General features: G+C 49.2%; 20 protein-coding genes. 18 read left to right on the top strand and 2 right to left on the bottom strand.

Annotated elements, in window-relative coordinates:
* Nucleotides 1–89: 89 nt before the first annotated feature.
* The 6 genes from CVT49_05855 (at nt 90) to CVT49_05830 (ending at nt 8,195) form a co-directional block, all read left to right on the top strand.
* Nucleotides 90–1,841, top strand: coding sequence for a carbon starvation protein A (locus CVT49_05855; protein ID PKK83949.1), 1,752 nt, complete (start codon nt 90–92; stop codon nt 1,839–1,841).
* Nucleotides 1,842–1,909: 68 nt separating this feature from the next.
* Nucleotides 1,910–3,475: a hypothetical protein gene (locus CVT49_05850; GenBank protein PKK83948.1), complete on the top strand. Its 1,566-nt coding sequence runs from the start codon at nt 1,910–1,912 to the stop codon at nt 3,473–3,475.
* Nucleotide 3,476: 1 nt separating this feature from the next.
* Entirely contained in the window at nt 3,477–4,463 is a 987-nt protein-coding gene (locus tag CVT49_05845) for a hypothetical protein (protein PKK83947.1), read from the top strand.
* 2 nt (nt 4,464–4,465) lie between these two features.
* Nucleotides 4,466–5,644 (top strand): hypothetical protein, encoded by a 1,179-nt coding sequence (locus tag CVT49_05840; GenBank protein PKK83946.1) that lies wholly within the window; start codon nt 4,466–4,468, stop codon nt 5,642–5,644.
* Nucleotides 5,616–6,938, top strand: coding sequence for a hypothetical protein (locus CVT49_05835; protein PKK83945.1), 1,323 nt, complete (start codon nt 5,616–5,618; stop codon nt 6,936–6,938). Before CVT49_05840 ends, CVT49_05835 begins: the two co-directional genes overlap by 29 nt.
* 138 nt (nt 6,939–7,076) lie before the next feature.
* A complete protein-coding gene (locus CVT49_05830) occupies nt 7,077–8,195 on the top strand; it encodes a hypothetical protein (GenBank protein ID PKK83944.1) in 1,119 nt (372 codons plus the stop codon).
* Nucleotides 8,196–8,240: 45 nt separating this feature from the next.
* Here the strand turns inward: CVT49_05830 and CVT49_05825 are convergent, their stop codons facing one another.
* Both CVT49_05825 and CVT49_05820 read right to left on the bottom strand, forming a co-directional pair.
* The gene (locus tag CVT49_05825; protein PKK83943.1) at nt 8,241–9,473 is read right to left on the bottom strand and encodes a hypothetical protein; all 1,233 of its coding nucleotides are present in this window, start codon (nt 9,471–9,473) and stop codon (nt 8,241–8,243) included.
* A gap of 304 nt (nt 9,474–9,777) precedes the next feature.
* Nucleotides 9,778–11,175 (bottom strand): hypothetical protein, encoded by a 1,398-nt coding sequence (locus CVT49_05820; protein PKK83942.1) that lies wholly within the window; start codon nt 11,173–11,175, stop codon nt 9,778–9,780.
* A 344-nt stretch (nt 11,176–11,519) separates the two neighbouring features.
* Between CVT49_05820 and CVT49_05815 the strand changes: the two genes are divergently transcribed.
* From CVT49_05815 to CVT49_05760, 12 genes are all read left to right on the top strand, one after another.
* Nucleotides 11,520–12,152 (top strand): endonuclease V, encoded by a 633-nt coding sequence (locus CVT49_05815; GenBank protein PKK83941.1) that lies wholly within the window; start codon nt 11,520–11,522, stop codon nt 12,150–12,152.
* Nucleotides 12,149–13,375, top strand: coding sequence for an amidohydrolase (locus CVT49_05810; protein ID PKK83940.1), 1,227 nt, complete (start codon nt 12,149–12,151; stop codon nt 13,373–13,375). Before CVT49_05815 ends, CVT49_05810 begins: the two co-directional genes overlap by 4 nt.
* Before the next feature lie 4 nt (nt 13,376–13,379).
* The gene (locus CVT49_05805) at nt 13,380–14,843 is read left to right on the top strand and encodes a hypothetical protein (GenBank protein ID PKK83939.1); all 1,464 of its coding nucleotides are present in this window, start codon (nt 13,380–13,382) and stop codon (nt 14,841–14,843) included.
* A gap of 97 nt (nt 14,844–14,940) precedes the next feature.
* Nucleotides 14,941–16,449: a hypothetical protein gene (locus CVT49_05800; GenBank protein ID PKK83938.1), complete on the top strand. Its 1,509-nt coding sequence runs from the start codon at nt 14,941–14,943 to the stop codon at nt 16,447–16,449.
* Nucleotides 16,450–16,460: 11 nt separating this feature from the next.
* Nucleotides 16,461–16,655 carry a hypothetical protein gene (locus CVT49_05795; protein PKK83937.1) on the top strand — a complete coding sequence of 65 codons (195 nt, stop codon included), beginning with the start codon at nt 16,461–16,463 and terminating at the stop codon, nt 16,653–16,655.
* The gene (locus tag CVT49_05790; protein PKK83936.1) at nt 16,655–17,578 is read left to right on the top strand and encodes a hypothetical protein; all 924 of its coding nucleotides are present in this window, start codon (nt 16,655–16,657) and stop codon (nt 17,576–17,578) included. The genes CVT49_05795 and CVT49_05790 overlap by 1 nt, the downstream gene beginning before the upstream one ends.
* On the top strand, nt 17,575–18,576 hold the full coding sequence (tsaD, locus tag CVT49_05785) for a tRNA (adenosine(37)-N6)-threonylcarbamoyltransferase complex transferase subunit TsaD (protein ID PKK83935.1): 1,002 nt from the start codon (nt 17,575–17,577) through the stop codon (nt 18,574–18,576). The genes CVT49_05790 and tsaD overlap by 4 nt, the downstream gene beginning before the upstream one ends.
* A 211-nt stretch (nt 18,577–18,787) precedes the next feature.
* Nucleotides 18,788–19,753, top strand: coding sequence for a GDP-mannose 4,6-dehydratase (gene gmd / locus CVT49_05780; GenBank protein ID PKK83934.1), 966 nt, complete (start codon nt 18,788–18,790; stop codon nt 19,751–19,753).
* A complete protein-coding gene (locus CVT49_05775) occupies nt 19,719–20,723 on the top strand; it encodes a GDP-mannose 4,6 dehydratase (protein ID PKK83933.1) in 1,005 nt (334 codons plus the stop codon). The genes gmd and CVT49_05775 overlap by 35 nt, the downstream gene beginning before the upstream one ends.
* 3 nt (nt 20,724–20,726) lie before the next feature.
* Nucleotides 20,727–22,034, top strand: coding sequence for a UDP-N-acetyl-D-glucosamine dehydrogenase (locus CVT49_05770; GenBank protein PKK83932.1), 1,308 nt, complete (start codon nt 20,727–20,729; stop codon nt 22,032–22,034).
* A gap of 141 nt (nt 22,035–22,175) precedes the next feature.
* Complete coding sequence (locus CVT49_05765; protein PKK83931.1) at nt 22,176–24,065, top strand: hypothetical protein; 1,890 nt, start codon at nt 22,176–22,178, stop codon at nt 24,063–24,065.
* Between the two features lie 147 nt (nt 24,066–24,212).
* The gene (locus CVT49_05760; GenBank protein PKK83930.1) at nt 24,213–25,505 is read left to right on the top strand and encodes a hypothetical protein; all 1,293 of its coding nucleotides are present in this window, start codon (nt 24,213–24,215) and stop codon (nt 25,503–25,505) included.
* Nucleotides 25,506–25,513 lie beyond the last annotated feature (8 nt).

Genomic DNA, 25,513 nt, shown 5'->3' with positions numbered 1-25,513 from the left:
TCATACACAGAATCATAAAACTTATTGCCAAATTATGGACGTATATTTATAATGATAAAGACTGAATTGAAATGCAATAAAAAACTGCCGTGAATATACTTTACCTGTTTTTGCTTGCGCTGATCTGCTTCATCCTTGGATACCGCTTTTATGCCCGTTTTATAGCTTCCCGACTGGGCGAAGATCCCGGCCGAAAAACACCGGCCGTGGAAAGGAACGACGGGGTCGATTATGTGCCGACCCGCACCGCGGTCCTTTTTGCGCACCATTATGCCACGATTGCCGGGGCCGGCCCGATTATCGGCCCGACTCTCGGAATATTGTATGGCGTCGGCCCGGCCTGGCTCTGGATCGTTATCGGCGGAATTTTTTTCGGAGCGGTTCATGATTTCAGCGCCCTTTTTGCCTCAATCAGAGAAAATGGAAGCTCGATGGCCGAAATCGCCCGCAAGGCTTTGGGAGAGAGCGGCTTTTTGATGTTTATTATCTTTACTTCGATCATGCTCCTATTAGTGACATCGGCTTTTCTATCGCTGACCGCGGTTTCGCTGACCTCGATTTGGCCGATCGACAAACTTGGATTGGACCACAGCCAGACTTTGCTGAAGACCAAAATGGTTGATGGCGGCGAAATGGGAATTATCGGCGGGATCGCATCAACCTCGGTCATTATTATCACCGCCATGGCGCCCTTGCTTGGATTTCTGATATTCAGGAAATCATTGAAAACATCTCTGGCTTTTGCCCTGGCCATGTTAGTCTGCATCGTCTCGATATATGTCGGTTTCATCATTCCAGTGCAGTTGCCGGGTCTGGCATGGATGATTATACTCTCGATATATGTTTTGTTCGCGGCCGGGCTGCCGGTCTGGGTAATTCTGCAGCCGCGCGATTTTATCAATGTGCAAATTCTTTATGCCGGTCTGGGAGTAATAATGCTGGCCGTTATTATCGGCGGCTTTAACGGCCTGAGTACACGGATGCCGATGTTCAATCTTTCCGCCGGGAATCAGCATATGGGGCCGGTCTGGCCGATTCTGTTTATCATCATTGCCTGCGGTGCCATCTCGGGCTTCCACGCCCTGGTCGCGGGCGGGACCTCCTCCAAGCAGCTGGCTCGCGAAAGCGATGCCCGCAAGGTCGGTTTCGGCGCCATGATTCTGGAATCGATCCTGGCCATTCTGGTGGTCCTGGCTATTGCCTCCTCGTTAAAAATGCCGGACTATATGGCCATTGCCTGGCCGACCGGGGGAGCGGGAAATCCGGTCCTGGCCTTTGCGCTGTCGATCGGCCATCTGGTCAACTTCGCGCTGGGCATCCCGACCGCCATGGGCGCTATCATCGGGATTTTGATGGTCGAAGGGTTTGTCGTCACAACCCTTGATTCGGCGGTGCGGCTGAATCGATACATATTCGAGGAATTCTGGGCGCGTCTTTTCACGACCGTTCCTCCTATCTTCAGGAAATTCTGGTTCAATTCCGGGCTGGCCGTGATCCTTATGTTCGTTCTGGCCGTCAGCAATGGTTACAAACTTATCTGGCCGGTTTTCGGCGCCAGCAATCAATTGCTTGCCGCTCTGACACTTATTGCCGTGACGGTCTGGCTCAATATGTCAGGACGAAAGAGCTGGTTTACCCTGGTGCCGGCGGTTATAATGGTTGTAACCACAATAGCTGCATTGATATATTATCTATTTGAACATTATATTCCCGCTTTTAATGTGATCTTGATAATTACCGATATTATCCTCCTGATTTTGTCGATTGGCGTCATCATTCAATCGGTCAGGAAAACCATTCTTTCCCCGCAATTTCGCAAAGCTCCTCGAATTTCTTCATAATCTGTTAAACGGCAATAAATAAACCCAATTTTCTGCCGATAAATGTTTTGAACAGCAGATTTATATATATGAAGATATTTCAGGATAAAGGAAAAACAATCCTACCCCGCGTGGACTCCATTTTTCTTCTGTCGCGGCTGCTCATTCTATTGGGGACAGGATGGTTTATCGTCAACTCGACTCCGCAATTCTGGGGAATGATCCCCATAATTATTCTGTCTTTTACTTATTTCCTGACTTTAGTCATATTCTGGAGGCTTCTCAAGCAGAGTCAACGCGACCTGAGACGGCCATACCTCTCGATCATTATATTTGAACTGGTGTTCATAACCGTTCTGATAAAATATTCGGGCGGTTATCATTCCGATTTCTATTTGCTTTATTTTGTCATGGTTGGATTTTCCGCCTATTTGCTGACTATGAGTGCCACTCTGATTCTGGTCGGCATTACGACGGCGGCTTATCTGGTAATTTCGATTTTAAACCTGGAAATGAACAATATCTTCGGCCTGATTCTCAGGATTGGTCTGATCTGGTGCCTGCCGTTGGCTATTGCCTTCGTTTCCGATTATGTCAGGAGATCCGAACGGCGGCTGCTTAAACTTTTTGATACTCTAAATCAGCGGACCTCGGAGCTCGAGAAATCGCAGGCCCACCTTGAAATGATATATGAGAACTCCCGTATTCTGGGTGGAACGCTTGATGTGGATGGCATGGCCGAAGGCGTTATGAAGATTATGGGGTCAATCCTGGCTTATCCTGCCAGCGGACTACTGTTGGTTGGCCCCGGAAATAACTTTATTTACAGAGGGCGCAATATTGCCGGCCAGGACAATTTCCATCTGAAAGCGGTCGAAGAAGGCCGGTCCAATCTGATTCACCGCGTCGCCAGTCAGGCCCAGCCGGTGGTCGTTATGGACATTGCCGGGCGGCGCGATTATGCTCCTCTTAAATTGAATACCCGGGCAATCATGATGGTGCCGATGGTCTCGCACGGCCGCACCAATGGAATCCTCATTGCCGAATCGCCCCAGGTCGGGGCCTTCAGCGAGAAAGATCTGAAAATCCTTTCAGTGGTGGCCCGGTCCGCGGCCATGGCGCTCGAAAATGCCACCCTGCATAAGAAAATGGAAGAACTGACTATTACCGATGAGTTGACAGGGGTGTTTAACTACCGTTATTTTGCCATGAAACTGAAAGAAGAGCAAAGACGTGCCGCCAGATATGATTTGCCGCTGTCGCTGATTATGCTTGATATTGACTGGTTTAAGAAGTTTAATGATACTTATGGTCACGAAGTGGGAAACATTGTCCTTAAGGGGATTACAAAAGTCGTCAGGATGTGTATTCGTGACGTAGATATATTCGCCCGTTATGGGGGTGAGGAGTTTGTTATTATTTTGCCGCAGACGCCCAGTGATGAAGTGACTAAAATCGGCGAGCGTATCAGAAACTCGATTGAGTCCACCACTTTCGGCGGCGGTGACGGTATCCCGGAACTGAAGGTCACTGTTTCGGTCGGTGTCAGCTCCTTCCCGGAAAACGGCAAACCGAACGAGGAACTTTTATCGGTGGTTGATCAGGCGCTGTACCGGGCCAAGGGTTCGGGCAAAAACAAGGTGTGCGTAATATAATATGCTGGATCGAATCGGACAACTTTTTATTATCGGGTTTGACGGACAGAAACCGTCGAGTGAATTTTTGGAATTCGTCGCTTCCGAAAATATCGGCGGAGTCATTTTGTTCGAGAAGAACTGTAATCCGCACAAGCTGGCCGAGGAAAGCATCAAGCAAATTTGTTCGGTCTCCAAAGGTGTTCCTTTCATTGCGGTCGATCAGGAAGGCGGACGGGTCTGCCGTTTTCGGGGAGTGCCGGTTGAATATCCGGCCGCTTCCGAGTTTAAAAAACGGGTCGATCTGGAAAAGTATGCCGAGCATTTCAGCCGGGCGGCATATTATATGCACGCGCTCGGAGTAAACCTGCTGCTCGGCCCGGTGGCCGACCTGGCCCTGAACGCCCATAATGAGTGCCTTAAAGGACGAACCTTTGGAAAAAGCCCGGCGCATGTAATTCCCTTTGTAGAAAGCACCATCAGGATCGCCAAGCGGGTCGGACTTCTCACCTGCCTGAAACATTTCCCCGGTCTCGGGGCCGCCACCGAGGACCCGCACCACCGGCTGGCAACCGCCGACTATGATTTGCAGACCTTCCTCAATCGTGAGGCGCTGACCTTCAAGGCCGGTATCGACAGCGGCGCCGATATGGTCATGACCACACACATTATTTTGCCAAAGCTCGATGACCGTATTGCGACCGAATCCGAAATGATTGTCAATCTTTTCCTGAGAGAAAAACTCAATTTCGACGGCATCGCCATCACCGATGATTTGCTGATGAAAGGTATCGAAGTCTCCGGCAGTTATGGTGAAAGGGCCGTCCAGGCCTTCAAGGCGGGGCATGATATATTGCTGTTCGGGGCGGATTTCAAAGCGGCACAGGAAGCGGTGGCATATTTTAAAGAGGCCTGCCAAAAAGGGGAAATTGACAGCGAAAGAATTGCTATTTCACTCGATAGAGTTTCCGGTATAAAATCGAAAATAACCTCATCGGTAATTTTATAGCGATGTTAAACAGACTGCTTGTCAGGAAAAGCCTGAATATAATAGGACTTAATTCGGGAACATCGGCCGATGGACTCGATCTGGCGGCAGTGAGGGTACATCTGAACTCGAAGAAGCCTTCGATTAAGTTTCTGTCCGGCAAAACGGTTCCCTATCCCAAAAGACTTCACGATCGAATTTATGAGGCGATCAACAATAGGCTGAGTTCCATTGATGATGTTATCCGGCTGGACAGGGAACTGGGTCATTTTTATGCCGTTCGTTCGGCAGCTTTCATTCGTAATCTGAAAAAGAAAAAAATGGCCGTCAACCTGATTGCGTCGCATGGCCAGACGGTGCGGCATCTTCCGGGAAAAGTCCCGATTGACCGCAAAAAGCAGAGCGGGACCATGCAACTGGGACATCCGGAGACTATTGCGGCAACGACCGGCCTTCCGACCGTGGCTGATTTTCGCCAGGCTGATATTGCCTGTGGCGGTGAAGGCGCCCCGATAACTTCTTTGGCTATGCATTATCTATTCTCCGACAGGCGCGAAAACAGGCTGCTTATCAATATCGGAGGAATATCGAATTATTTTTTGTTTCCGCGGGGCGCTTCATTTACTAAAATGCAGGCGGCCGATTGCGGACCCGGTAATTCCCTGATCGATATTATTGCCCGCCGCCTTTTTCAAAAAGGCTATGACAAAAACGGACAGCTGGCATCGAAAGGCCATGTTTCGCGAAGGCTGCTGACAATCCTGACGGCCGATAATTTTCTGAAAGGCAAGTTCGGCCCATCAACCGGCCGGGAGCGCTTCGGGGAAAAATTTGCCGACAAAATTCTCAATGCGGCCTTAAAACTTCGCCTGAATAAGTATGACATCCTGGCTACGACCGCCGAACTGACAGCGGCGGCCATTGCGCGCGCCATCAAAGAAAAATTGGTTACATACAGAATTGAAAATATATATTTATTCGGCGGCGGCCTGAAAAACAAATTTCTTTTAAAGCGGCTAAGTGATATTATGCCGGGAATACAATTTCATTCCATTGGGGAACTCGGATTTGATCCGGATTATCTCGAGGCCGTCTGTTATGCCGTTATGGGCGCCATGACGATACATTCCATGCCGTCGGGGATGCACCGGGTGACCGGGGCGGCCCGGGACAGTGTCGGCGGAAGAATCGTACAACCGTGATGAGGGACAAAGAGTGAACTTTCGTTCATCGATATTTCTTAATCACTTCGTGAGGCATGTTTCACGCTGGGGCACAATCGTCCTGCTGATAATAATCGTTTGGGGATGCGGTGCAGTGCCGACCATCAAGGAGGGCTCCGAAGGCAACTATGTCCGGCTCCCGTTTGTCCGGGTGCTGCTGGCCGGCGGCAGTTCGGATATGACCATTGCCGGTAATAAATCGGTTTCGGTCGAATGTGTCCGGGCAGGGAAAAATCTGGTCTATTATGCCTCGCAGCCGGTTACCGTCCGTTTCGACAAAGGCTCCCTGAGTGTTACTATGCGCGGCAGCCGTATCGGCGATCGGTTCGATGAAGTTTTAATTACACCGCGCAGCAAGGACGGCCTTTTGAGTTATAACAATGTCAGCTATCGCGGTATGTTCAAAATTATCCCGGACGGCCGCACTCTCGATTTAATCAATATTGTCCATCTCGATGACTATCTCAAAGGGGTCGTCCCGCCCGAAATCGGCTGGGTCGGCGAGCCGGAATTCGAAGCCATCAAGGCCCAGGCGGTGGCGGCGCGGACATATTCGATGAGCCATCTGTTGCAGTACCCCGATAAGCCCTATGACATGAAATCGGATGTAAGCGATCAATTGTATCATGGGGTCGATGTCGAGAAGCCGCTGGTGTCGAAAGCCATCGATGAGACCCGCGGTTTTGTCATAAAATACGGTGATGAAATGATAAACGCCTATTATCATTCCACCTGCGGCGGCTATACCGATGATATCGATGAGGTCTGGGACAAAAAAGCGGCGCCCTATCTGCGGGCCGTCAATGACAGCGAATTCTGCGCCTGGTCGAAATATTATAACTGGAAAGAAACCTATACCGCCGGGCAACTGAAAATGCGTATCGAGGAATATATGTCCTCGGAGCGGGGGAGAGTCATAAAGATAGGCGACATCACCGATATATACATCAAGTCATATACACCGGGCGGGCGAATTTTCGAGTTGACGGTGCAAACCGAGCAGGGAAATTACGACCTGGGCCGGGATAAAATCCGCTGGGTGTTCAAGCGCTCCTCCAACCCGGAGATGATTCTTCAGTCGGCCCGGTTTAAGGTCAATGTCAATAAGAATGCCAATGGCAAGGTCGAGACGATCGAGCTGGTCGGAGGCGGGTATGGTCATGGTGTCGGGATGTGTCAGTGCGGCGCGATCGGGATGTCGCGCAGCGGCCGGCAATTCAAGAATATTCTGACTTTCTACTACAGCAATACCAATGTGGTGAAGCTGTATTAACGATGTCGAGCGATCAAACCAGTCATTAATATATCACATTCTTCAAATTCCACTTGAATCATATATAATTTAATATATTATATATCGTTAAGATTAACTGTTGGTTTTTATCTGACGTTGGAATAAAGGATAAAAAGGGTGGCGGATAATATTCGCAAAAAGGCGGTTATTCTCAATTCGCGGCAGGGATTGCGGCCGGTCGGCAATGATCCGTGGATAGTCAATTCGCAATTGGCCTTGAGGCATGCCATATCGCGTAATTGCACCATTCTCACTTCGACCGGCATGAAGACCTGGGAGTTGGTTCTGTTTCTGGCCTCACATTTTAAGGCACATCAGGAAATATTCCTTCCTGTCAATGATAATTGCCCGCTTGAAGATACCAAAGAAGAGCTTATGTCGCAATTCTGCATCGATCCGGAGCTATGTGACTGGACATTAGTCGAGCACGATCATCCCGACCGGAACATTCTGCCTCAATTGCGCGATAAATCAATCATAGGTGAGGCTGATATTCTGTATCCGGTTTCAATTCGTGGCGGCGGTAATCTCGAAAAGATGATTGCCGAGGCCCGGGAAAACGGTAAAGAGATAGTCGCGGATTTTATGGTCGAATATCAGGATACCGAGCATAGATGTCGAATCAGTGTCGATCCGTCCAAAATCGACAACAGAATCGACAGCCATTTTCAGGATTATATTATCCATTGGACCAAAGCTTCGAACACCGTCTGGCCGGATGAATCATTATATGACCATTACCACGCCTTATTCAATTCGGCATCGGTCTATCCCCGCAGCGGTCTGAGCACTCTCCTGCGCATTCTGGCCGGTTGCAAATTGCTTCCGTCATCGCGGCACTATCGTAAAGAATACCCGGCGGTGGCCTTCTCATCGCTTCTCCCAAGTGAGGCGGTCGCGTTAATGCAATGGCGGGCACGCTATCGGGAGATGACCATCGAGCCGTATGGCATCGCCATACACAAAGATTATGCCGACACGCTCGGCATCAGGAAAGTATTTTACGGCAACCCGGAGATGTTCGGCTATCTCGAAGATAAAGATAAAGCGTATTTCCAGAGTATCGGCACGAAGGGATTCTGGATGCCGGAAAAGGAGTACCGGCATATCGGTGCAATTGATTTGTCATTTGTGCCGGCCGACCGGATGGCGGTAATTGTCGGAAAGCCTGATGAAATCGAAAAGGTGCGGGAGATATATGATGGAAAAATCTTCAGCCTGTACAGACAGACATAAAACGCCTGTCACAAGCTAATCGAATTTATAAAGAGAGATAAGAAATCAGGACGGCTCGATGGTCTCGAGCAATTGCATATAGCGATCGGCCCACTTGTCGCGTGAATGAAAGTTACTGACGTAATCATGATATTTCCGGCCGAGTTCATCACCATCGATTTCCTTCTTGTACAACGAGCGGATAATAGCGGCCAGCTGTTCCGGATTACGGGGCGAGAAGGTCAATGCACCGCCGGCCTTTTCCAGAAGCTTGGTGGTTTCGCCTTCGAAAGAACCAAAAGCGATCGGCCGTCCGGCGGCCATGTATTCAAAAATCTTGGTCGGCAGGGCCACCTTGGCAACCGGGACTTCCTTCAGACATTCCACCAGGACATCACCGGATTTGAGATAAAACGGAATCTGCGACAACGGCTGCAATCCGATAAAAGAGATATTATCCAGTTTGTACTGTTTGGCCAGTTTTTCCAGTGAGTTCTTTTTCTGGCCATCACCGACAAAAACAAAATGATATTGTTTTTCACCGGACAACAACCGGGCCGATTCGATTATCGACTCCAGCGGCCGGACCCAGCCAAGCGTCCCGCTGAACATGATCAGATATTTATTTTCCCAGCCGTATTTTTTCCTGATGCCATTGGAATGACTGTTGATGAAGTCATAACCGACACCCGATTTAATTGTCGTCAAATGGCTGCGGTCGACTCCATTGTCGCTCATCCAGTCTTCGATGCCTTCAGTAACGCAGACAATATGATCCGCTTTCCGATAAAGGAATTTCATCACGCGGGCAATAAAGCCCGTAAAGAGCGATTTATTAAGGTTGCCGAACTGCTCGCCGGATTCGGGCTGCAAATCCCGGATCTCCAAAACCAGCTTGGTACGGCGAAGCCGGCTTATGACATAACCAAGAACAGCCGAAGTTACCGGTGGCGATGAGGCCAGGATAAGATCGAATTTGCCCTTGATTCGGAAGCTGTTTATGATGGCGGTCGTCAAAAAGGTGATGAAACCGATCATTCTCTTTTTGGGCTGAGCATTGGATGCGGGCAGTACCCATGAACGCCGTATATCGATACCATTGATAACTTCGCGATGATGAAATTTACCCCTGTATTCGGGCGGTACTATACCGTCGGGATAATTGGGCATGGCCGTCAATACGGTTACGTCATGGCCGTTATCCTTAAAATGAGCCGCGAACTCAAATAGCCTGCGCACTGCTCCGCGCTCGGGCGGAAAATGCTGCGTGATCAGTAAGATTCTCATAGCCTTACGCATTTTAGACGGCAAATCTACTATAGAAGCTTAAAAAAAGCAATATAAAAAAGCAAAATAATTTGCTGCAACCACTTGCGTCTAAGGATTATCCTTTCTATTGAATAAATTTCTGTCTGCAGGACATGAATGCAACAGGTTCAGGTTGATTTATATAATCCCCTCGAATGCTGATTCAAATGCTTCCAGGCATACACGTCAACGTTTAATATCCCTTTCATTCCATTGAATTTGATGTTAAAACACCAAATGAATCATTTCAAGATATCACAAATGCTCAGAAAAAGCAAGTCCCCTGATACCATAATTACTTAAAAAATACCAGTTCCACGCGCCGGTTTTTCTGCCTGCCCTCACTGGTTTCATTGGAGGCCACAAAGTTGACCTCGCCCTTCCCAACAGGTGTCAATCGGCTGCTTTCTATGCCCATTTTTGCCAAATAATCCCGCACCCGATTTGCCCTTTTTTGGGACAAGCTCTGGTTGGCCTCTGCCGTCCCGATATTATCCGTATATCCGTTAATTTCGACCCTTATTCCGGGCGCTTTCAACAGCAGTCGGGATATTTGATTCAGTTTCTCCTGGGTATCCCGGTCGATCTCGAATGAACCCGACTCATATTTTATGTTCAAAATCACCGGTTTCTCCAGGACCGTCAAATCGATGCAACCGGTGTTATCAACCGCCAGCCCGGAATCGGATTCCGGGCAGTCATCAAGGCCGTCAGGAACACCATCTTTGTCGCTGTCCAGCGGGCAGCCATACGTATCAACCAGCGCTCCCACCTGATTTCTGGGGCATTTGTCAAGATAGTCCGGGACACCATCACAATCGACATCAACCGGACACCCTCTCAAATCAACCATTCCATACGCGGCCCCGGGAGTGCCCGGACAATCGTCATTATAATCAGGAATGCCGTCGCCATCGGCATCGGCCCTGTTCTGGGCCGGGATAGTGACTTCCTGGGGTTGCGGCTCATTTTTTCCTGTCTGAGAAATACGTTGCAGGATAACGCCTTGAGAACTTCCCGAGGTCATTTTTTCCGGCCATCCGCCGATCCCAAACAGATAAGATAGTTTTATAGATGTCTTCAGATTCCATTTACTCAACTGTTTTTCAAAAGTCTTGTCAAATTCCAATCCAGCACCGGTTAAGTAGTTGGCGTATATGTCGATACCAAGCATGAATCGGGGGTGGAGGCGATAGCCCACCCCGATTTTTGACAAAAGCAGTACCTCAGTTGCAGCCAGATCGGTCATCTCACCTCGTTCGCCGATTGTCTTAATAGTTGTGTCGGTCATGGCATCATGAATTTTCCATACCGTCACCCCGCCTCCAAAACCGGCCTCGGCCGATAATCGACTGGAATACGGTGTCAAATTGTAATTCAGGAACAGAACCAGATCATATCCCTTCCAAACCTTTTGTCGAAATTGCTCATCCGACCCGAATTTAAATTCATTGTGAGCCGAAGAATCATCATATATCTTATACCTGTTGATTCCCATTCCGATCCGCCATTTGTTTTTGAAATAAGTATCGATTTTAAGACCGTATGTATTTTCAATCGTATACCATGGCGGAACTCCCCCAACCAGTGTGGCATATCCATAATCGGCACTTATGGAAAAACGATAGAATCCTTCGGCAAAGGCCGGGGAGATCATGGTTATCAGCATGACCAGGAGTATTAGTAATCTCATGGCCGTAATCTTGTGTTTATTGTCAGATAAATCAATAAAAAAGATTGGTCCAAATACTTATAACGGACAGAAAAACGAAGAATGTTTAAAACATAGGAATTGACAAATAAAGTAAAATATTGTTTATTAACGAACGCCAAAAAACTCTGCCGCAAACCGCCTGTTCATCAGGGCGGAAAGGTACATTCAGGTCGAAATACTGTGTCGGTAAACACGGTCTATGAATTAACAAGATTATAGCCGGGGAACTGATTTTGGATTTTCAGCCTTTGCATGAGTGGCCTCAGAATCCCAATGACGCGGCAACGTTGCAATATGAATTAAGAATTCGTTTAGACGTATCCATGCGCCTTGAAAAACCTCGATTGATCACGGCCGTCGATACCGCTTTTAACAGCAAAGTCAACCGTCTTTATGCGGCTGCGGTGACTTTAACATATCCGGATATGAAGAACCATGAAAGAGCCGTGGCGCAATGCGAAGCCGACTTTCAATATATTCCGGCCCTGCTGGCCTTTCGCGAAGGGCCGGTCATTCTGAAAGCCCTCAGCCGATTGCAGACAAAGCCGGACGTCATCATTTATCCCGGCCACGGGCTGGCCCATCCGCGCGGTCTGGGACTGGCCTCCCATCTGGGATTAATCACCGATATTCCATCAATCGGCTGTGCCCGAAGATGTCTTGTCGGCGATTACCGAACGCCGCCCCAGGAGAAGGGAGGATGCACTTCTTTGTTTGTCTCCGATGTAGAAGCAGGTTTTGTGTATCGGACAAAATCGAACGTAAAACCGATGTTTATCTCACCGGGACACAAATGCACGATTCGCGATGCTCTTGATATTATCGTGGGTTGCCTGACAGAGTACCGGATGCCCGAGCCGCTTCGACTGGCCCACCTCTTTGCCAACAAATATAAGCAATCCGCTGAAAAAAAGATGGGGCAGAACAATGCTATGGCCGGCAAAAACGCCGGTTGAAACCGTTAATCCTCTTGAAATATGTCACCGGTAAAATGATTATTTCCATCGAAGAAATCAAACGCCTGGCCGAAGAGATTTATCCTTTTCAGGTGAATTTAAGGCGTCACCTGCACCAGCATCCCGAATTATCAAACATGGAATTCGAGACGACCAAATTTATCAAGGAACAGTTGAAAAAATCCGGGATCGATATCAAACCTCTGAAGATGAGGACCGGAACGGTCGGCCTGATAAATCACCGGATGAAGAATGCGGTTGCCATCCGATCCGATATCGACGCCCTGCCGATCACGGAAGCGGTGAAGCTTCCTTTTCGATCAGGAACCGTTGGCGTCATGCATGCCTGCGGACATGATGTTCATATGGCGACCGTGCTGGGCGCTGCGGTCATCTTGAACCGATTCCGAAAACAGTTGCCGGGATGCATCAAGTTTATTTTTCAGCCGGCCGAGGAATCTCCTCCGGGCGGGGCCGAGATGATGATAAAAGAGGGTGTTCTGAGTAAACCGGAGGTGAAAATGATATTTTCGCTTCACACCGATCCGACCCTGCCGGTCGGACGGATTACTCTGCGTGACGGCGCTTCCATGGCTTCGGTGACCGATTTCGATATCACCGTAATCGGTGTTGGAGGGCATGGGGCGGTTCCGCATCGTGCGGTCGATGCTATCGCTGTTGCCGCCGAAATCGTGGAATCGGTCCAGAAAATCATATCCCGCGACATCAGCCCGATGAATCCGGCCGTAATTACTTTGGGTACAATTAACGGCGGGACGGCCAGAAATATCATCGCCGACAGGGTCGTTCTGAGCGGCACCGCCCGAACCCTTGATGCCGAAGTCAGAAAACTCATCCCCCGCCTGATAAAGCGGACCCTGGATGGCATCTGTCGGGCGCGCGGCGCCAAATATGAGTTTTCCATCCTGGCCGGGTACCCGGTGCTCGAAAATAATCCTGCCGCCAACAAGATTCTTGGGGAATCCTATGCGGCGCTTTTCGGTAAAAAGTATGTGGGAGAGACGCCGCAGACCATGGGCGGCGAGGATTATTCTTTCTATCTGCAAAAGGTGCCCGGCGCCATGTTTCGGCTGGGTGTCAGGAATGATAAAATACATGCCAACAAACCCTGGCATTCCCCCGAATTTATTGCAGACGAAAGAAGTATATATTACGGAACAGCTCTTTTGATTCATGCTGTTCTGAGTTATTGGGATGGCTGATAGTATGAAAAAATTCGGCTTTATTTTTCTGTGCCTCTTTTTGCTGATTGTCTCGCAGTCATCGCTATCATCCGATTTTTACCCCAATCTGGTCGTCAATTACTCCGATTTTTCCCATGTTTCTTCCATTGCCGCGGGTTACCAGTATGTCTATTTCGGGACGACACACGGCATAATCCGTTATGACAAAGTCAATAATCGCTGGGATGACCCGCTGACGTCGATAGACGGATTCTATGACCGGATGATATATGAGATAAAAGCTTCGTTCGACGATGAAAACCTGTGGGTAAGGACCGATGTCGGCAACTTCGAGTACAGCGAGACTCTGAAATCATGGCGGCCGATCGATGACCTGCCCAACGAGGAGCCGCAGGGGCGTCATCTCAAGCCCGATCCTTTCTATTTTGCTCCCTGGGGTTTTAATTATATGCCGAGCGGTTATCTGGTCGATGATAATGGGCGCGAATTTCGAATGACCGATATTGTCGATGACGGCTGGGCCAATCTCTGGATTGGAACATGGGGGCTAGGGGCGGCCCGGGCCGATATTGACAGTCGCCGCATTAAGCTTCTTAATTTCGGCCTGCTTTATTCGGATATCACAACCATATGCCTTAATGATGGTGTTCTCTGGATGGGCGGATTAATCGACAGCGCCTATCGCACCGGGGTAACAGGTTTTGACTGGCGCGGAAACAATTTCAGTTATGTCGAATATACCGGAGATGGAAAACTTATGGCAGCCGGCGTTTATGACCTGTATGCCGATGGTGATCGTCTTTATGCCGCCACCGACGACGGCGTCTGGATAATCGATCCTAAGAAAAATAAATTTGTCGAGCGTTTGTCGCGACGAGCCGGTATTCCTGATGATCTGGTGCTGAGCATCCTTGTCTCCGGAAATTATCTGCTGGCCGGAACCCGGTTCGGATTGGGTGTTCTGGAGCTGCATTCCGATACTTCCGAACAGGTCGCAAAAGTTATGATGCCGTCGGCAACCATTAATTGCCTGGAAAAAGCGGACGAGGATGTCTGGATCGGAACCGACAACGGTGTCTTCCGTTGGAGCCCGGACAGAGAAAAACTGGGCCGGCTCTCGGCCAATGAATTATCCGGATTCTGGGTCATAAATGATCTTTACAGTTACAACGGCAAAATGTGGGTGGCGGGTGAAAATGAATTGGCTTCCATAGACCTGAATACGGCCGCCATAAAGATATATCCTGAAGTTATGAATTACGGGGGAGTCAAGGCGGTTGCCGCCTTCGATACCCTGGTCGCCGTCGCTACCGGTAACGGATTATTGATCATTTATGACGGCGAAAAATCGCACTATCAACTTTTCACGGCCAATGACGGTATAATCTCCAATTACATCAGGGATTTGCTGTTCGATGGGGATTATCTCTGGCTGGCCACCGACAGGGGGCTGACTCGATTCTGGTATAAAAACCCGGCGCTCTGATTTTCCCCAAAATCGGCCCCTCCAATTTTTGTTGAACTAATAGCGATATTTTCTTATTATTACAGAATAGTTTACATTTTAAGGCGGTTTTTTTGGAGTGAACAGAATTCTGAAATATTGTCTTTTCCCGGCCCTGATTATCAGTGTTATTACTTTTCAGGGATATTATGCTGTCTCGGCCGCCGATCAGGATATGTTTGAAATATACTCCCTTGAAGTTGAAGGAGATATATATGATTTCCTGTCGGCCGATTTTGACGGTGACGGGCTGACCGATATCGCCACGGTATATTCTCCCAATGATGACCCGGATGCTCGGTATATCGGCCTTTATTTGCAGAAGGGGACATCCGGTTTCCGGGCGGTCGCAGATTATCTTGTCCCGCTGCCGACCAGTGCGGTCCAGGTTGATGTTGCCGATATTAATAAGGACGGCCGGGCGGAAATTTATGTAATAGATGCCGACGGCGTCAGGAGAATGACTTTCACTCCTGATCTGGGCCTGTCGACGGCGGAACCATTTATTAATCATAAGACTATTTTTTCCATACCGCTATTCAGCGGTATTATCGATGAACCGTTTATATTCAACATCAATTCCAAAACGGGGCCCCAGTTCGTAATTCCGAATGCCTCGGGCTATGCCGTCTTCGAGCAGGGCGATAAAGGCAGGTATGTCATTTTGAATAATATTTCCGCGCCGATCCGCGGCGTCAATATTCATAGAAGTATCCAGCGTTTTCGGGGTGGAAGGAATTCGCAGTTCGGTGTCAGTCTGGCGCAAATATATGTCGGTGACGGCAATGGCGATGGTTTAAACGACCTGTATTTATTGTGGAATAATAAGCTGTGTTATTTTTTCCAGGATCCCAGCGGCAATTTCGCTCAGAACCCTGATGTCGATATCGATTTTTACCCGATAAATAACCCGGGGTATCTCGAAAGTGCTCTTATTGACTGCAATGGAGATGATCGATTGGATGCGGTTGTCTCCAATACTTCGGGTGGTATTACCAATACCGAAACCAGGATACGGGTATATCTGGCCGATGCCGGCGGCCGCATCAGCGATCAGGCCAGTAAGGAAATCACGCTTTCCGATTCACATTGCAACCTGATAATCGGCGATTTCAATCATGACGGCAGGGCGGATATGGCTGTCCCGGCGGTGGAGCTGGGCGCCCTGGCCGCGACAAAAATGTTCCTGATGAAGAAGGCCGATTTGCATCTGCTTATATATCCGTTTGAAAACGGCCTTCCCAATAATGAGCCGGCGCGCCGGATGCAGCATGAATTCCGTTTCGATTTCGATAATCCCCAGCCGACGGTCGAAGTTTTTGTGGAATGGACCGCCGACTATAACGGCGATAATTTAAATGATCTTGTTTTTTCCGACGGAAAAGGTAAATTACAGTTTTTCTGGGGTAACAACGACGACTATCTGTCGAAGAAGCCGGACTTGGAGGTGTCGATTGATCATCCGCAGGAGATCCATCCCATACACCTCAATGACGGCACCAGGTCCGATATAATCGTCGAGCATAACCTCACCGGCCGTCTGGATCGTCTGACAGTGTTGAAAAACAGGGATAACATGAGTAGATAGAAGGGTGGAGTATGTCAGAATTTGAATTTCCTCTTTGCCTCAAATGTAACAAGGGGCGTCTTTTGCCGCTTTCCGATTACGGCCGTGACGGCGCCACCATCAAGTACAAAGCGTGGGTATGTACTAATCCGGAGTGCGGTTTCTCGCTGCGCATCGATAATGGAGAAATAAGCTACGGTAAACCTTTAGCCGTCTCAAGCAAGTAATGAAATTGCCCGGTATTTTTGATAACCTCTGGGTTAAGCTGGCCGCCATTATTCTGGCCGTGCTGCTGTGGTTTCATGTTGCCACCGATAAAGTCTATCAGCACCAGTATAAGCTGCCGGTCACTCAGATCGGTATTGATGAGAATCTGGTATTGACCGATCCGCCCCCCGATTCCATCACAGTGGCTGTTTCCGCCACCGGTAAGACACTGTTGCGAACCGACTGGAAGAAGAAAGGTTTGAAACTGACCGCCGACCGGACGCATGTGGGGCGATTTAAGGTGGATATTTCCACGACCAATCTAAGCCTGGTAAAAGCGGACAAGGTCACTCTAATCGATGTCATCGAGCCGCGCGAGGTTTATTTTACCAGTGACAGAAAAGCGACCAGGGAATTACCGGTTAAATCAAGACTTACGGTTGTTCCCGATGAGGGCTATTCCATATTCAACAGCGATTCGGTTGTCCCCGGCTCGGTCAGTGTCAGCGGACCGAATCGGCAGGTGGCCGCGATGGAATATGTGCAAACGGAAAAACAGGTTCTGGAAAACGCCCGCAACAGTTTTGAAACAAAGCTGGCGCTTGTATCCGATGACATCTATGGCCTCACCTTTAAGCCCGATTCGGTTTCGGTCTTTATAACGGTCGGGCCGGTTCGGCGCAAAGTCTTTCAGGGAATAAACGTCAATCTGATTAATTCCCCGAGGTTAAGACAATTCAAATTAATCCCTGCCATGATCGATATTCAGGTTGCCGGACAGGCCGAAGTGGTGGACAGCCTCGCCGCCGGCATGATTTCGGCTATCGCCGATTATGTTCTGGTTGACGGCGGCGGTTATGTCCCGGTCCAGGTTGTTTTGCCCCCATCGATTACTCTTGTCAATAAATCGGCGGATTCCGTAAAGATTTCAGAAATACGATGATTACGCTTGGCATTGAAACATCCTGCGACGAGACCTCGGTCGCCGTCGTCAGGGATTTTGAACAGATATTATCCAATATAATTCTGAGTCAGTTGGTTCATTCCGGGTTCGGCGGAGTCGTTCCCGAGATTGCCAGCCGTGAACACCTCAAGGCGGTCGTGACTGTTTTTGAGCAGGCTTTGCTGAAGGCGGGCATCGGGCCGAAAGATATCGACCTGGTCGCCGCCACCTATGGGCCGGGCCTCGTCGGGGCGCTTCTGGTCGGCCTGAACTTCGGAAAAGGGCTGGCTTTTGGCTACGGCAAGCCGTTTGTGGCGGTGAATCATCTCGAAGGACATATCGCGGCCAATTTTATTATCCATAAGGACCTGCCCGAGCGCCATCTGACCCTGATTATTTCCGGCGGACATACTTCGCTGGTGCTGGTGGACGGTTTCGGAAATTACAAATTGCTCGGGCAGACCAAAGATGACGCTGTCGGCGAAGCTTACGATAAAGTCGCCAAGCTGCTTGGCCTCGGTTATCCGGGCGGAGCCGAAATCGATCGCCTGGGTAAGATCGGCAACCGAAAATATTTCCGCTTTCCGCGCGGTGTCATCAAGGAAGAAAGTTTCGATTTTTCATATTCCGGCCTCAAAACCGCTGTGGCGCTGCATATTGGAAAACTCACTCAGGAAGAGCTGGAAGAACATCGGGCCGATATCGCGGCCTCGTTCCAGGAAGCCGCTCTGGAGGTCCTGATGGTCAAGACTGTCCGGGCGGCGGAAGAATACAAAGTCGGGGCGGTGACTCTTTCCGGCGGGGTGGCTTCAAACAGCCGTCTTAAAGAGCTGATGCAGGCGAAACTGGCCAAACCGGGCATCCGGTTCTATTTCCCGCCGCCGGAACTGTGCACCGACAACGCCGCTATGATTGCGGCGGCCGGCTATATGCGTTACCGGCTCGATGGCCCCTCGAAACTCGACATCAACGCCGTCCCGTATTTGAAGTTAGTCTAACGCGGGCATTTTGTTGGCCCTTATTTCGGTTTCGGCATAGATATGATTTATTGAAGATTGATTCCACGATAATTTGATTTATCCCTTTGACTGCAATCGACTACTCCGGCGTCGCCTTTCCTTTTCTTTTTCTCCCCGAAACCATTTGCTCAATAAGTTGTAACATCTTATATTCGAACTTAAATCTTAAAGCATATTGCGGGAGATTGTTATGCGGGCTTTAATTACCGGAATTACCGGGCAGGACGGTTCCTATCTGACCGAACTGCTTCTGGAAAAAGGTTATGACGTCTATGGCATGGTCAGGCGTTCATCGACCGAAACCTTCGAGCGTATCGATCATCTTCGCGACAAAATTCATCTGATTCAGGCCGATTTGCTGGATCAGCTTTCGATTGTTCATATAATCGAAGAAACAAAACCGGATGAGATTTACAATCTGGCGGCGCAGTCATTTGTGCCGACTTCATGGAATCAGCCGCTTCTGACCGGCGATTTCAATGCCCTTGGGGTGACGAGGATGCTCGAAGCGATTCGCCTTCTGAACAAGAAAATCCATTTTTACCAGGCATCTTCGTCGGAGATGTTCGGCAAGGTGAGAGAAGTGCCGCAAACCGAGTTGACGCCGTTTTATCCGCGCTCGCCGTATGGTGTGGCCAAAGTGTACGGGCATTTTATCACGGTAAACTACCGTGAGAGCTATGGCATCCCGGCCACATCCGGAATTCTTTTCAACCATGAGTCGCCCCGGCGCGGTCTGGAATTTGTCACCCGCAAAATAACCGATGGGGCCGCCCGGATAAAACTCGGCCTGGCCGACAAACTGGCCCTGGGCAATCTTGATGCCGAACGCGACTGGGGTTTTGCCGGCGACTATGTCCGGGCCATGTGGCTGATGCTTCAGCAGGATAAGTCGCAGGATTATGTTATCGCCACCGGTCGGAGCCATTCGGTCAAGAGTTTTGTGGAAACCGCTTTTGGTGCTGTCGATCTGGATTATCATGATTATGTCGTCATCGATCCCCGGTTTGTCCGTCCGGCGGAGGTGGACCATTTGCTTGGTAATCCCGCTAAGGCCAAAAAAGACCTTGGTTGGGAGCCGAAAGTCAGCTTTGAAGGATTGGTGAAAATGATGGTCGAGGCTGATCTGGAAAGACTTCGTGAAAAGAAAAAATAAAGCGCTTATTACCGGTATTGCCGGTTTCGCCGGCTCATATCTGGCCGAGTTGATGCTCGAAAACGGATATGATGTTTATGGCTGTCTTGCCCCCGGCGAAAAGAAAGATAATATCCGGCATTTATCCGGCCGGGTAAAGCTGGACCGTTTTGATATTCTCAGAGCGGATAAGGTCGGTCGGTTTGTTTCATCCGTCGCGCCGGATTATATTTTTCATCTGGCCGCTGTTTCCTCGGTTGGTCAATCTTTCACTCGCGAGCGGCTGACCTATGATGTTAATTTTATGGGAACGCTTAATGTCTTCGAAGCTGCTTTAAAGCTCGGAAGTAAGCTTAAAAAGGTTGTTTTCACCAGTTCCGCCGATGTCTACGGCAGGTTTTCCCCGGTTAATAAGACCCTTAAAGAAACCCAGGCGATCAACCCTAATTCCCCTTATGGCATTTCCAAGGCGGCGGCGGAATACCTGGCCCGCTATTATGCCGGTCATCATAATTTACCGGTAGTCATTTCCCGGTCCTTCAATCATACCGGCCCCAGGCACAGCGAAACCTTTGTCGTGCCGTCGTTTTGCCGTCAAATCGCCGCGATTGAGCAAGGCGCGGCAAGACCGGTGATGCTGGTTGGCGATCTTTCAGCCAAACGGGACCTGTCCGACATCCGTGATATAGTCAACGGATACCTTTTGATGGCCGTAAAAGGGGTTCCGGGAGAGATATACCAGCTATGCTCCGGACGAACGGTGTCGATTAAAACCGTGCTTGACAAACTTCTAAAAATGGCCGAGGTTCGTATTAAGGTGGAGGTTGATAAAAGCCGATTAAGAAAGTCAGATATTCCTGTCTTGAAGGGAGATAATGCCAAGGCAAGAAAAAATCTTGGCTGGACCATACGATATAAATTAGAGGATACACTAGAAGATGCACTTCAATACTGGAGACAGCAATTGAGTGCGAAACCTTTTCAGAGTTGATATATGACCAATGACCTGATTAAGAAAATTAAAAACCGTGAAGCCGTAATCGGAATCGTCGGTCTCGGATATGTCGGGCTGCCGCTGGCGGTCGAATTTGCCGAAGCCGGATTTACCGTTTATGGATATGACATCTCAAAAAGCAAGGTTAAGCTGATCAGTGCGGGGAAGTCCGATATTGATGATGTCCCGGATAAAGTCGTCGAGAAGCTGGTCAAATCGGGAAATCTTGTCGCTACCGATGATCCCAGGCTAATGAAAAAAGTCGATACGATGTCGATTTGCGTTCCGACGCCTCTCTCGAAGACCAAGGACCCCGATGTCAGTTATATTCTGTCGGCAGTCGAGATGATCAAGCAGATACTTCACAAGGATATGCTTATCATACTGGAATCAACCACTTATCCCGGCACCACCGAAGATATGATCAAACCGCTGCTGGAAGATTCGGGTTTCAAGATGGGCAAGGACATTTTCCTGGCTTTCTCGCCCGAGCGCGTCGATCCCGGCAATACCAAGTTCATGACCGGCAATACACCTCGTGTCGTCGGCGGCATCACGCCCCGTTGCACCAAAATTGCCAAAGTGTTTTATGAGCAGATCATAAATACGGTCATACCGATGTCATCGACCAAGGCCGCCGAGATGGTCAAGCTTCTCGAAAATACTTTCCGCTCGGTTAATATCGGCCTGGTTAATGAAGTGGCACTGATGTGCGATCGTCTCGGCTTGAATGTCTGGGAAATCATCGATGCCGCGGCCACCAAACCGTTCGGGTTTATGCCTTTTTACCCCGGCCCCGGATTGGGCGGACACTGCATCCCGATCGATCCGCATTATCTCTCATGGAAATTGAAAAGCCTTAACTATTACGCCCGTTTTATCGAACTGGCCGGCGATATTAACTCGCATATGCCCGAGTATGTGGTTGAGAGGGTCAGAAAACTTCTTAATCATTACGGCAAGTCAGTGAAGGGTTCGAATATTTTGATCCTTGGTGTCGCCTATAAAAAAGATATCAAAGACATGCGTGAATCACCGGCGCTGGATGTCATGAAGCTTCTGGAAAAAGACGGTGCCAAACTTCATTACAATGATCCGCATGTGCCGGAAATCAGATGGAACGAGGGGTCTCATCGTTCCGTCAAATTGACCGCCGGGCTTCTGAATAAAGCCGACCTGGTTATCATTCTGACCAATCATACCAGCTACAATTATCACTGGATTGTCGAGAACTCAAAACTTATTTTTGACTCCCGAAATGCCGCCCAAATGGTCAAATCGGGCCGGAATAAAATCACCACCTTATAAGTGCCCTTTCGGCTTCCCCCGGCAATTAGCCGGGGGAAGCTAACTCGCTTATTATCAATCAGTTAAAATAATTATTCGACAAGATATTCCTAAATCGCCCCAAGTTTTTGCCGATAAATAGGTTAGAAAGTTATTTCTATTATGGGCGAAAATCTTAAATCAAATAAAGAGCTTTCCGGGGAATCCCAGGAAATCTCCCGGCTATTGGTTGATCTGCTGAAAACCATAAAAGTGGTCTCAGTCTATCCCGAGAATAATCCCATTCCGACCCGGCTGAAAGAATCCTTCATCGAGCGCTTCACCGATCTGATCAAAGAAAATAAAAGAGTGATGTTTCAAATTGATGTCGGGAAAATTTCTTATAAGGGCGAGGCCGTTTATGAAGATGACTCATCGGATGATACTCTGGCCGGAATCTTTCACAATGCCGGAATAACCGATATATCTTTCACCGAAGACTTCGAATACAAGCAGGCGGCGGCCTTTTTCAAAGTCATGAAATCTTATGTCAACAAAGAGCCTGGGGCCGAAGATCTGGTGGCCCTTTTCTGGCAGGCCGACATCAATGGTTTTAAGTATGCCACGATTGAAGATATTGCCCTCAAGGAGTACGAAGGCGAATTTCTGGTGCAGGAGTCCTGCGTCAATGAGGATTCGTTCATCAAACACGATCCCGGCGATGACTCCGGCCGCATCCAATATGCCGCCATATTTCTGGATGATGATGATAAGGATGATTCTCAGCCGGCCGGGCCCGTCGATAATGCCGAAGCCGGCAACTATGCCGCAGCGGCCGGTCTTCCTATGGGCATTCCGATTCCGGCCGGATTTGTCCCTGCCGGAAGAGCTTCGAGTTCCGGTCAAGCCGCCGGGATGATGCCCGGTGCGGCCGCCTTGCCCGATACGACCATGATCCTTAATGAAGCCTTTACTCTCGAAAAAGAGGAGCTTGACAAGGTTGAGGAAATGGTTCGAGAGAATGAAAAGTTCGATATTTATGGCGAAACAATTGCCCTGCTTCAGGAAATTTTATTTCAGGAAAGGGAGTTCCAGAATTTCTCGGAAGTCGTCATGCTCATCGAAAAGGTTCAGTCCGAATTTGTCAAGCAGGGAAATCTTGAAGCGGCCGGAAAAATCATAGACTGCCTGGCCGATGCCGGGAAACGAATCAAGAAAAATGATGCCCGTTTCGAGGAGCGGGTGCATAACGCGATGGTGATGTCCGGCGGATGGGAGAAATTGTCGAATCTGGCCAATGTTCTCAATGCCGATTCGTCAATTGCAGGTGATGATGTGATCGCTTACCTGAATCATTTCGGATGGGAATCGCTGTCCACCATAACCGATCTTCTCGGCATTCTCGAGCATCGCCCGCATCGCGAGGCGATTTGCAACTATCTGGTCGATAGGGGACGCGATCGTGTTGATATCATTTCGAAGGGAATCTTCGACCGGCGCTGGTTCGTGGTCAGAAACACGGCCGCGATTCTGGCCGAGATAGGCACCGAAGAAGTCGCTCCATATCTGGAAAAAGCAATCGCGCACACCGATCCAAGGGTCCGCTACCAGGTTGCATTGGGATTGTGCCGAAAAGTCTCCGCCGAGAATATCGAATTGCTGTTCAAGCTGGTCTGGGACAATGATGAGCGCGTCAGGCAGACAACTCTCGATACTATCCTGGGATTGCCGGATGATATCCGCCTTAAGACAATTGTGAATATCATCAACGACGACAGGTTCGCCACGCTCAGCGAATCGAATCAGGAAAGGATCATCATGCTGTTGTCGGTGCTCGGCGGCGAACATGCCGTCGGTTACCTGACTTCGCTTATAACGAGCGGGGGATTATTTCGGAGTCAGATCAAGGATTTTTACCAGCAAGTCGCCTTCAATGCCCTCGCCCGTAATATGTCGGAGAAGGCAGAAAAGGTGCTGCTGAAATTCAACCGATCTTGGCGGCGGAGGCTTCGCCGTATGGCCGGTGATGCCCTCAGGGCCAGAAGAGAAATTAAGTACTCAGGCGTGAAATGAACAAAGTCCAAAAAAGAAAACAAGCTGGTCGATGTTGCCGGTAAAGATGAAGGAGCTTTCATTAATGCTTTCTTCATTCTTTTCAGGACGGCGCAATATGTCGATGCCAACAATGCCACTTATCAGACACAGTCCTCGAAGTTTTATATGTCTTTCAGGCGGCTGGTCGATGCTTATGGAAAAATAACCGTCAAGGTCATCGACGGCAGGATATTCGTGCATGACAAACTGGTCAGGTTCGACAGTGAGGGCATTGTCCGGGCGCGCGGTGTTGTCGATGCCTGGCATCAGGTCGGGGTCGGCGGTATTACTCTTGATGATTCGCTGGATAGCCGGCAGATCGACAAGTTCATCTACCTCGTCAACAGTCTTGACCGCCAGAATCGGAATCGTGAGGATGTCGCCGCGCGTTTGACCGAGCTTGGAATCGAGGGGATCACCCTTCTGGCCGCCGTCAAAAAAGAAAAGAGGGCGGTTCTCACGGAAGAGAAACGCAAGCTGATGAGGCGCACCGCCAGGGTAACCTTCTTCAGGGCCATTTCGGTCGTGGAAGAAAGCATGACCCGCGCCTCGCATGACAAGGAAATCGACATCTCCAAGGCGCGGCGGGTGGTGCATTCGCTTATCGATCAGATATCGGAAGATGAATGTTCTCTTATCGAATTGACAAATATCAGGGATTTCGATGAGTACACTTACGCCCACTGTGCCAATGTTTGTGTCTATTCGCTGACTATCGGCGTCAAGCTTGGCCTCGATAGAACCCAGTTGTCCGACCTTGGTTTTGCCGCCCTGTTCCATGATATCGGCAAAATAAGACTGCCCGAAGATCTGATCCGGAAGCCCGATGTTTTTGATGAGGATGACTGGATCCAAATGCAGCGGCATCCGATTCTCGGGGCCAAAACCATTTTGCGAAATCTGCAGCTCAGCCGGCAGACCGCCCGGGCCGCTATCGTCGCCTTCGAGCATCACATTAATCGTGATTATACCGGATATCCCTCCCTGATCGACAAACGTCCTCTCAATCTGTTTTCGAAAATTGTTTCTATTGCCGATACTTTCGATGCCCTTAATTCGGGACGTCTCTATATCAAGAAGCCGATTCCTCCCGATGAGGTTCTGCGAAAGATGATGTACCAGATGAATGTCAAGTTCGATGAATTTCTGATAAAGCTGTTCGTCAATATTATCGGCGTTTATCCGCCGGGAACGATGGTATTAATGACCGGCGACCGACTGGCCGTGATAATCAGAACCAACCCGGGCGCCCTTTCCCGTCCTCTAATCAAGGTCATCGGAGACAAGTCCGGCCCTTATGTTCAATTCGAGGAAATCGATTTGTCCGTGGCGGAACATGCCGACAAACGGGTGATTCGCATTATTGATCCGTCAAAATACAATATCGATATCAAAAATATATTACTTTCCGACAGGTAATTGCCGAC

The organism is candidate division Zixibacteria bacterium HGW-Zixibacteria-1 (assembly GCA_002838945.1).
GTDB lineage: Bacteria > Zixibacteria > MSB-5A5 > GN15 > PGXB01 > PGXB01.
The sequence above is the reverse complement of the archived record's forward strand: the minus strand, read 5'-3'. Positions and strand labels throughout refer to the sequence as shown.

Coding starts and splice junctions, on each gene's coding strand:
- CVT49_05850 (PKK83948.1), top strand. CDS start 1,910: ATGAAGATATTTCAGGATAAAGGAAAAACAATCCTACCCCGCGTGGAC.
- CVT49_05845 (PKK83947.1), top strand. CDS start 3,477: ATGCTGGATCGAATCGGACAACTTTTTATTATCGGGTTTGACGGACAG.
- CVT49_05840 (PKK83946.1), top strand. CDS start 4,466: ATGTTAAACAGACTGCTTGTCAGGAAAAGCCTGAATATAATAGGACTT.
- CVT49_05825 (PKK83943.1), bottom strand. CDS start 9,473: ATGCGTAAGGCTATGAGAATCTTACTGATCACGCAGCATTTTCCGCCC.
- CVT49_05820 (PKK83942.1), bottom strand. CDS start 11,175: ATGAGATTACTAATACTCCTGGTCATGCTGATAACCATGATCTCCCCG.
- CVT49_05815 (PKK83941.1), top strand. CDS start 11,520: ATGCGCCTTGAAAAACCTCGATTGATCACGGCCGTCGATACCGCTTTT.
- CVT49_05805 (PKK83939.1), top strand. CDS start 13,380: ATGAAAAAATTCGGCTTTATTTTTCTGTGCCTCTTTTTGCTGATTGTC.
- CVT49_05795 (PKK83937.1), top strand. CDS start 16,461: ATGTCAGAATTTGAATTTCCTCTTTGCCTCAAATGTAACAAGGGGCGT.
- CVT49_05790 (PKK83936.1), top strand. CDS start 16,655: ATGAAATTGCCCGGTATTTTTGATAACCTCTGGGTTAAGCTGGCCGCC.
- tsaD (PKK83935.1), top strand. CDS start 17,575: ATGATTACGCTTGGCATTGAAACATCCTGCGACGAGACCTCGGTCGCC.
- gmd (PKK83934.1), top strand. CDS start 18,788: ATGCGGGCTTTAATTACCGGAATTACCGGGCAGGACGGTTCCTATCTG.
- CVT49_05770 (PKK83932.1), top strand. CDS start 20,727: ATGACCAATGACCTGATTAAGAAAATTAAAAACCGTGAAGCCGTAATC.
- CVT49_05765 (PKK83931.1), top strand. CDS start 22,176: ATGGGCGAAAATCTTAAATCAAATAAAGAGCTTTCCGGGGAATCCCAG.
- CVT49_05760 (PKK83930.1), top strand. CDS start 24,213: ATGTCTTTCAGGCGGCTGGTCGATGCTTATGGAAAAATAACCGTCAAG.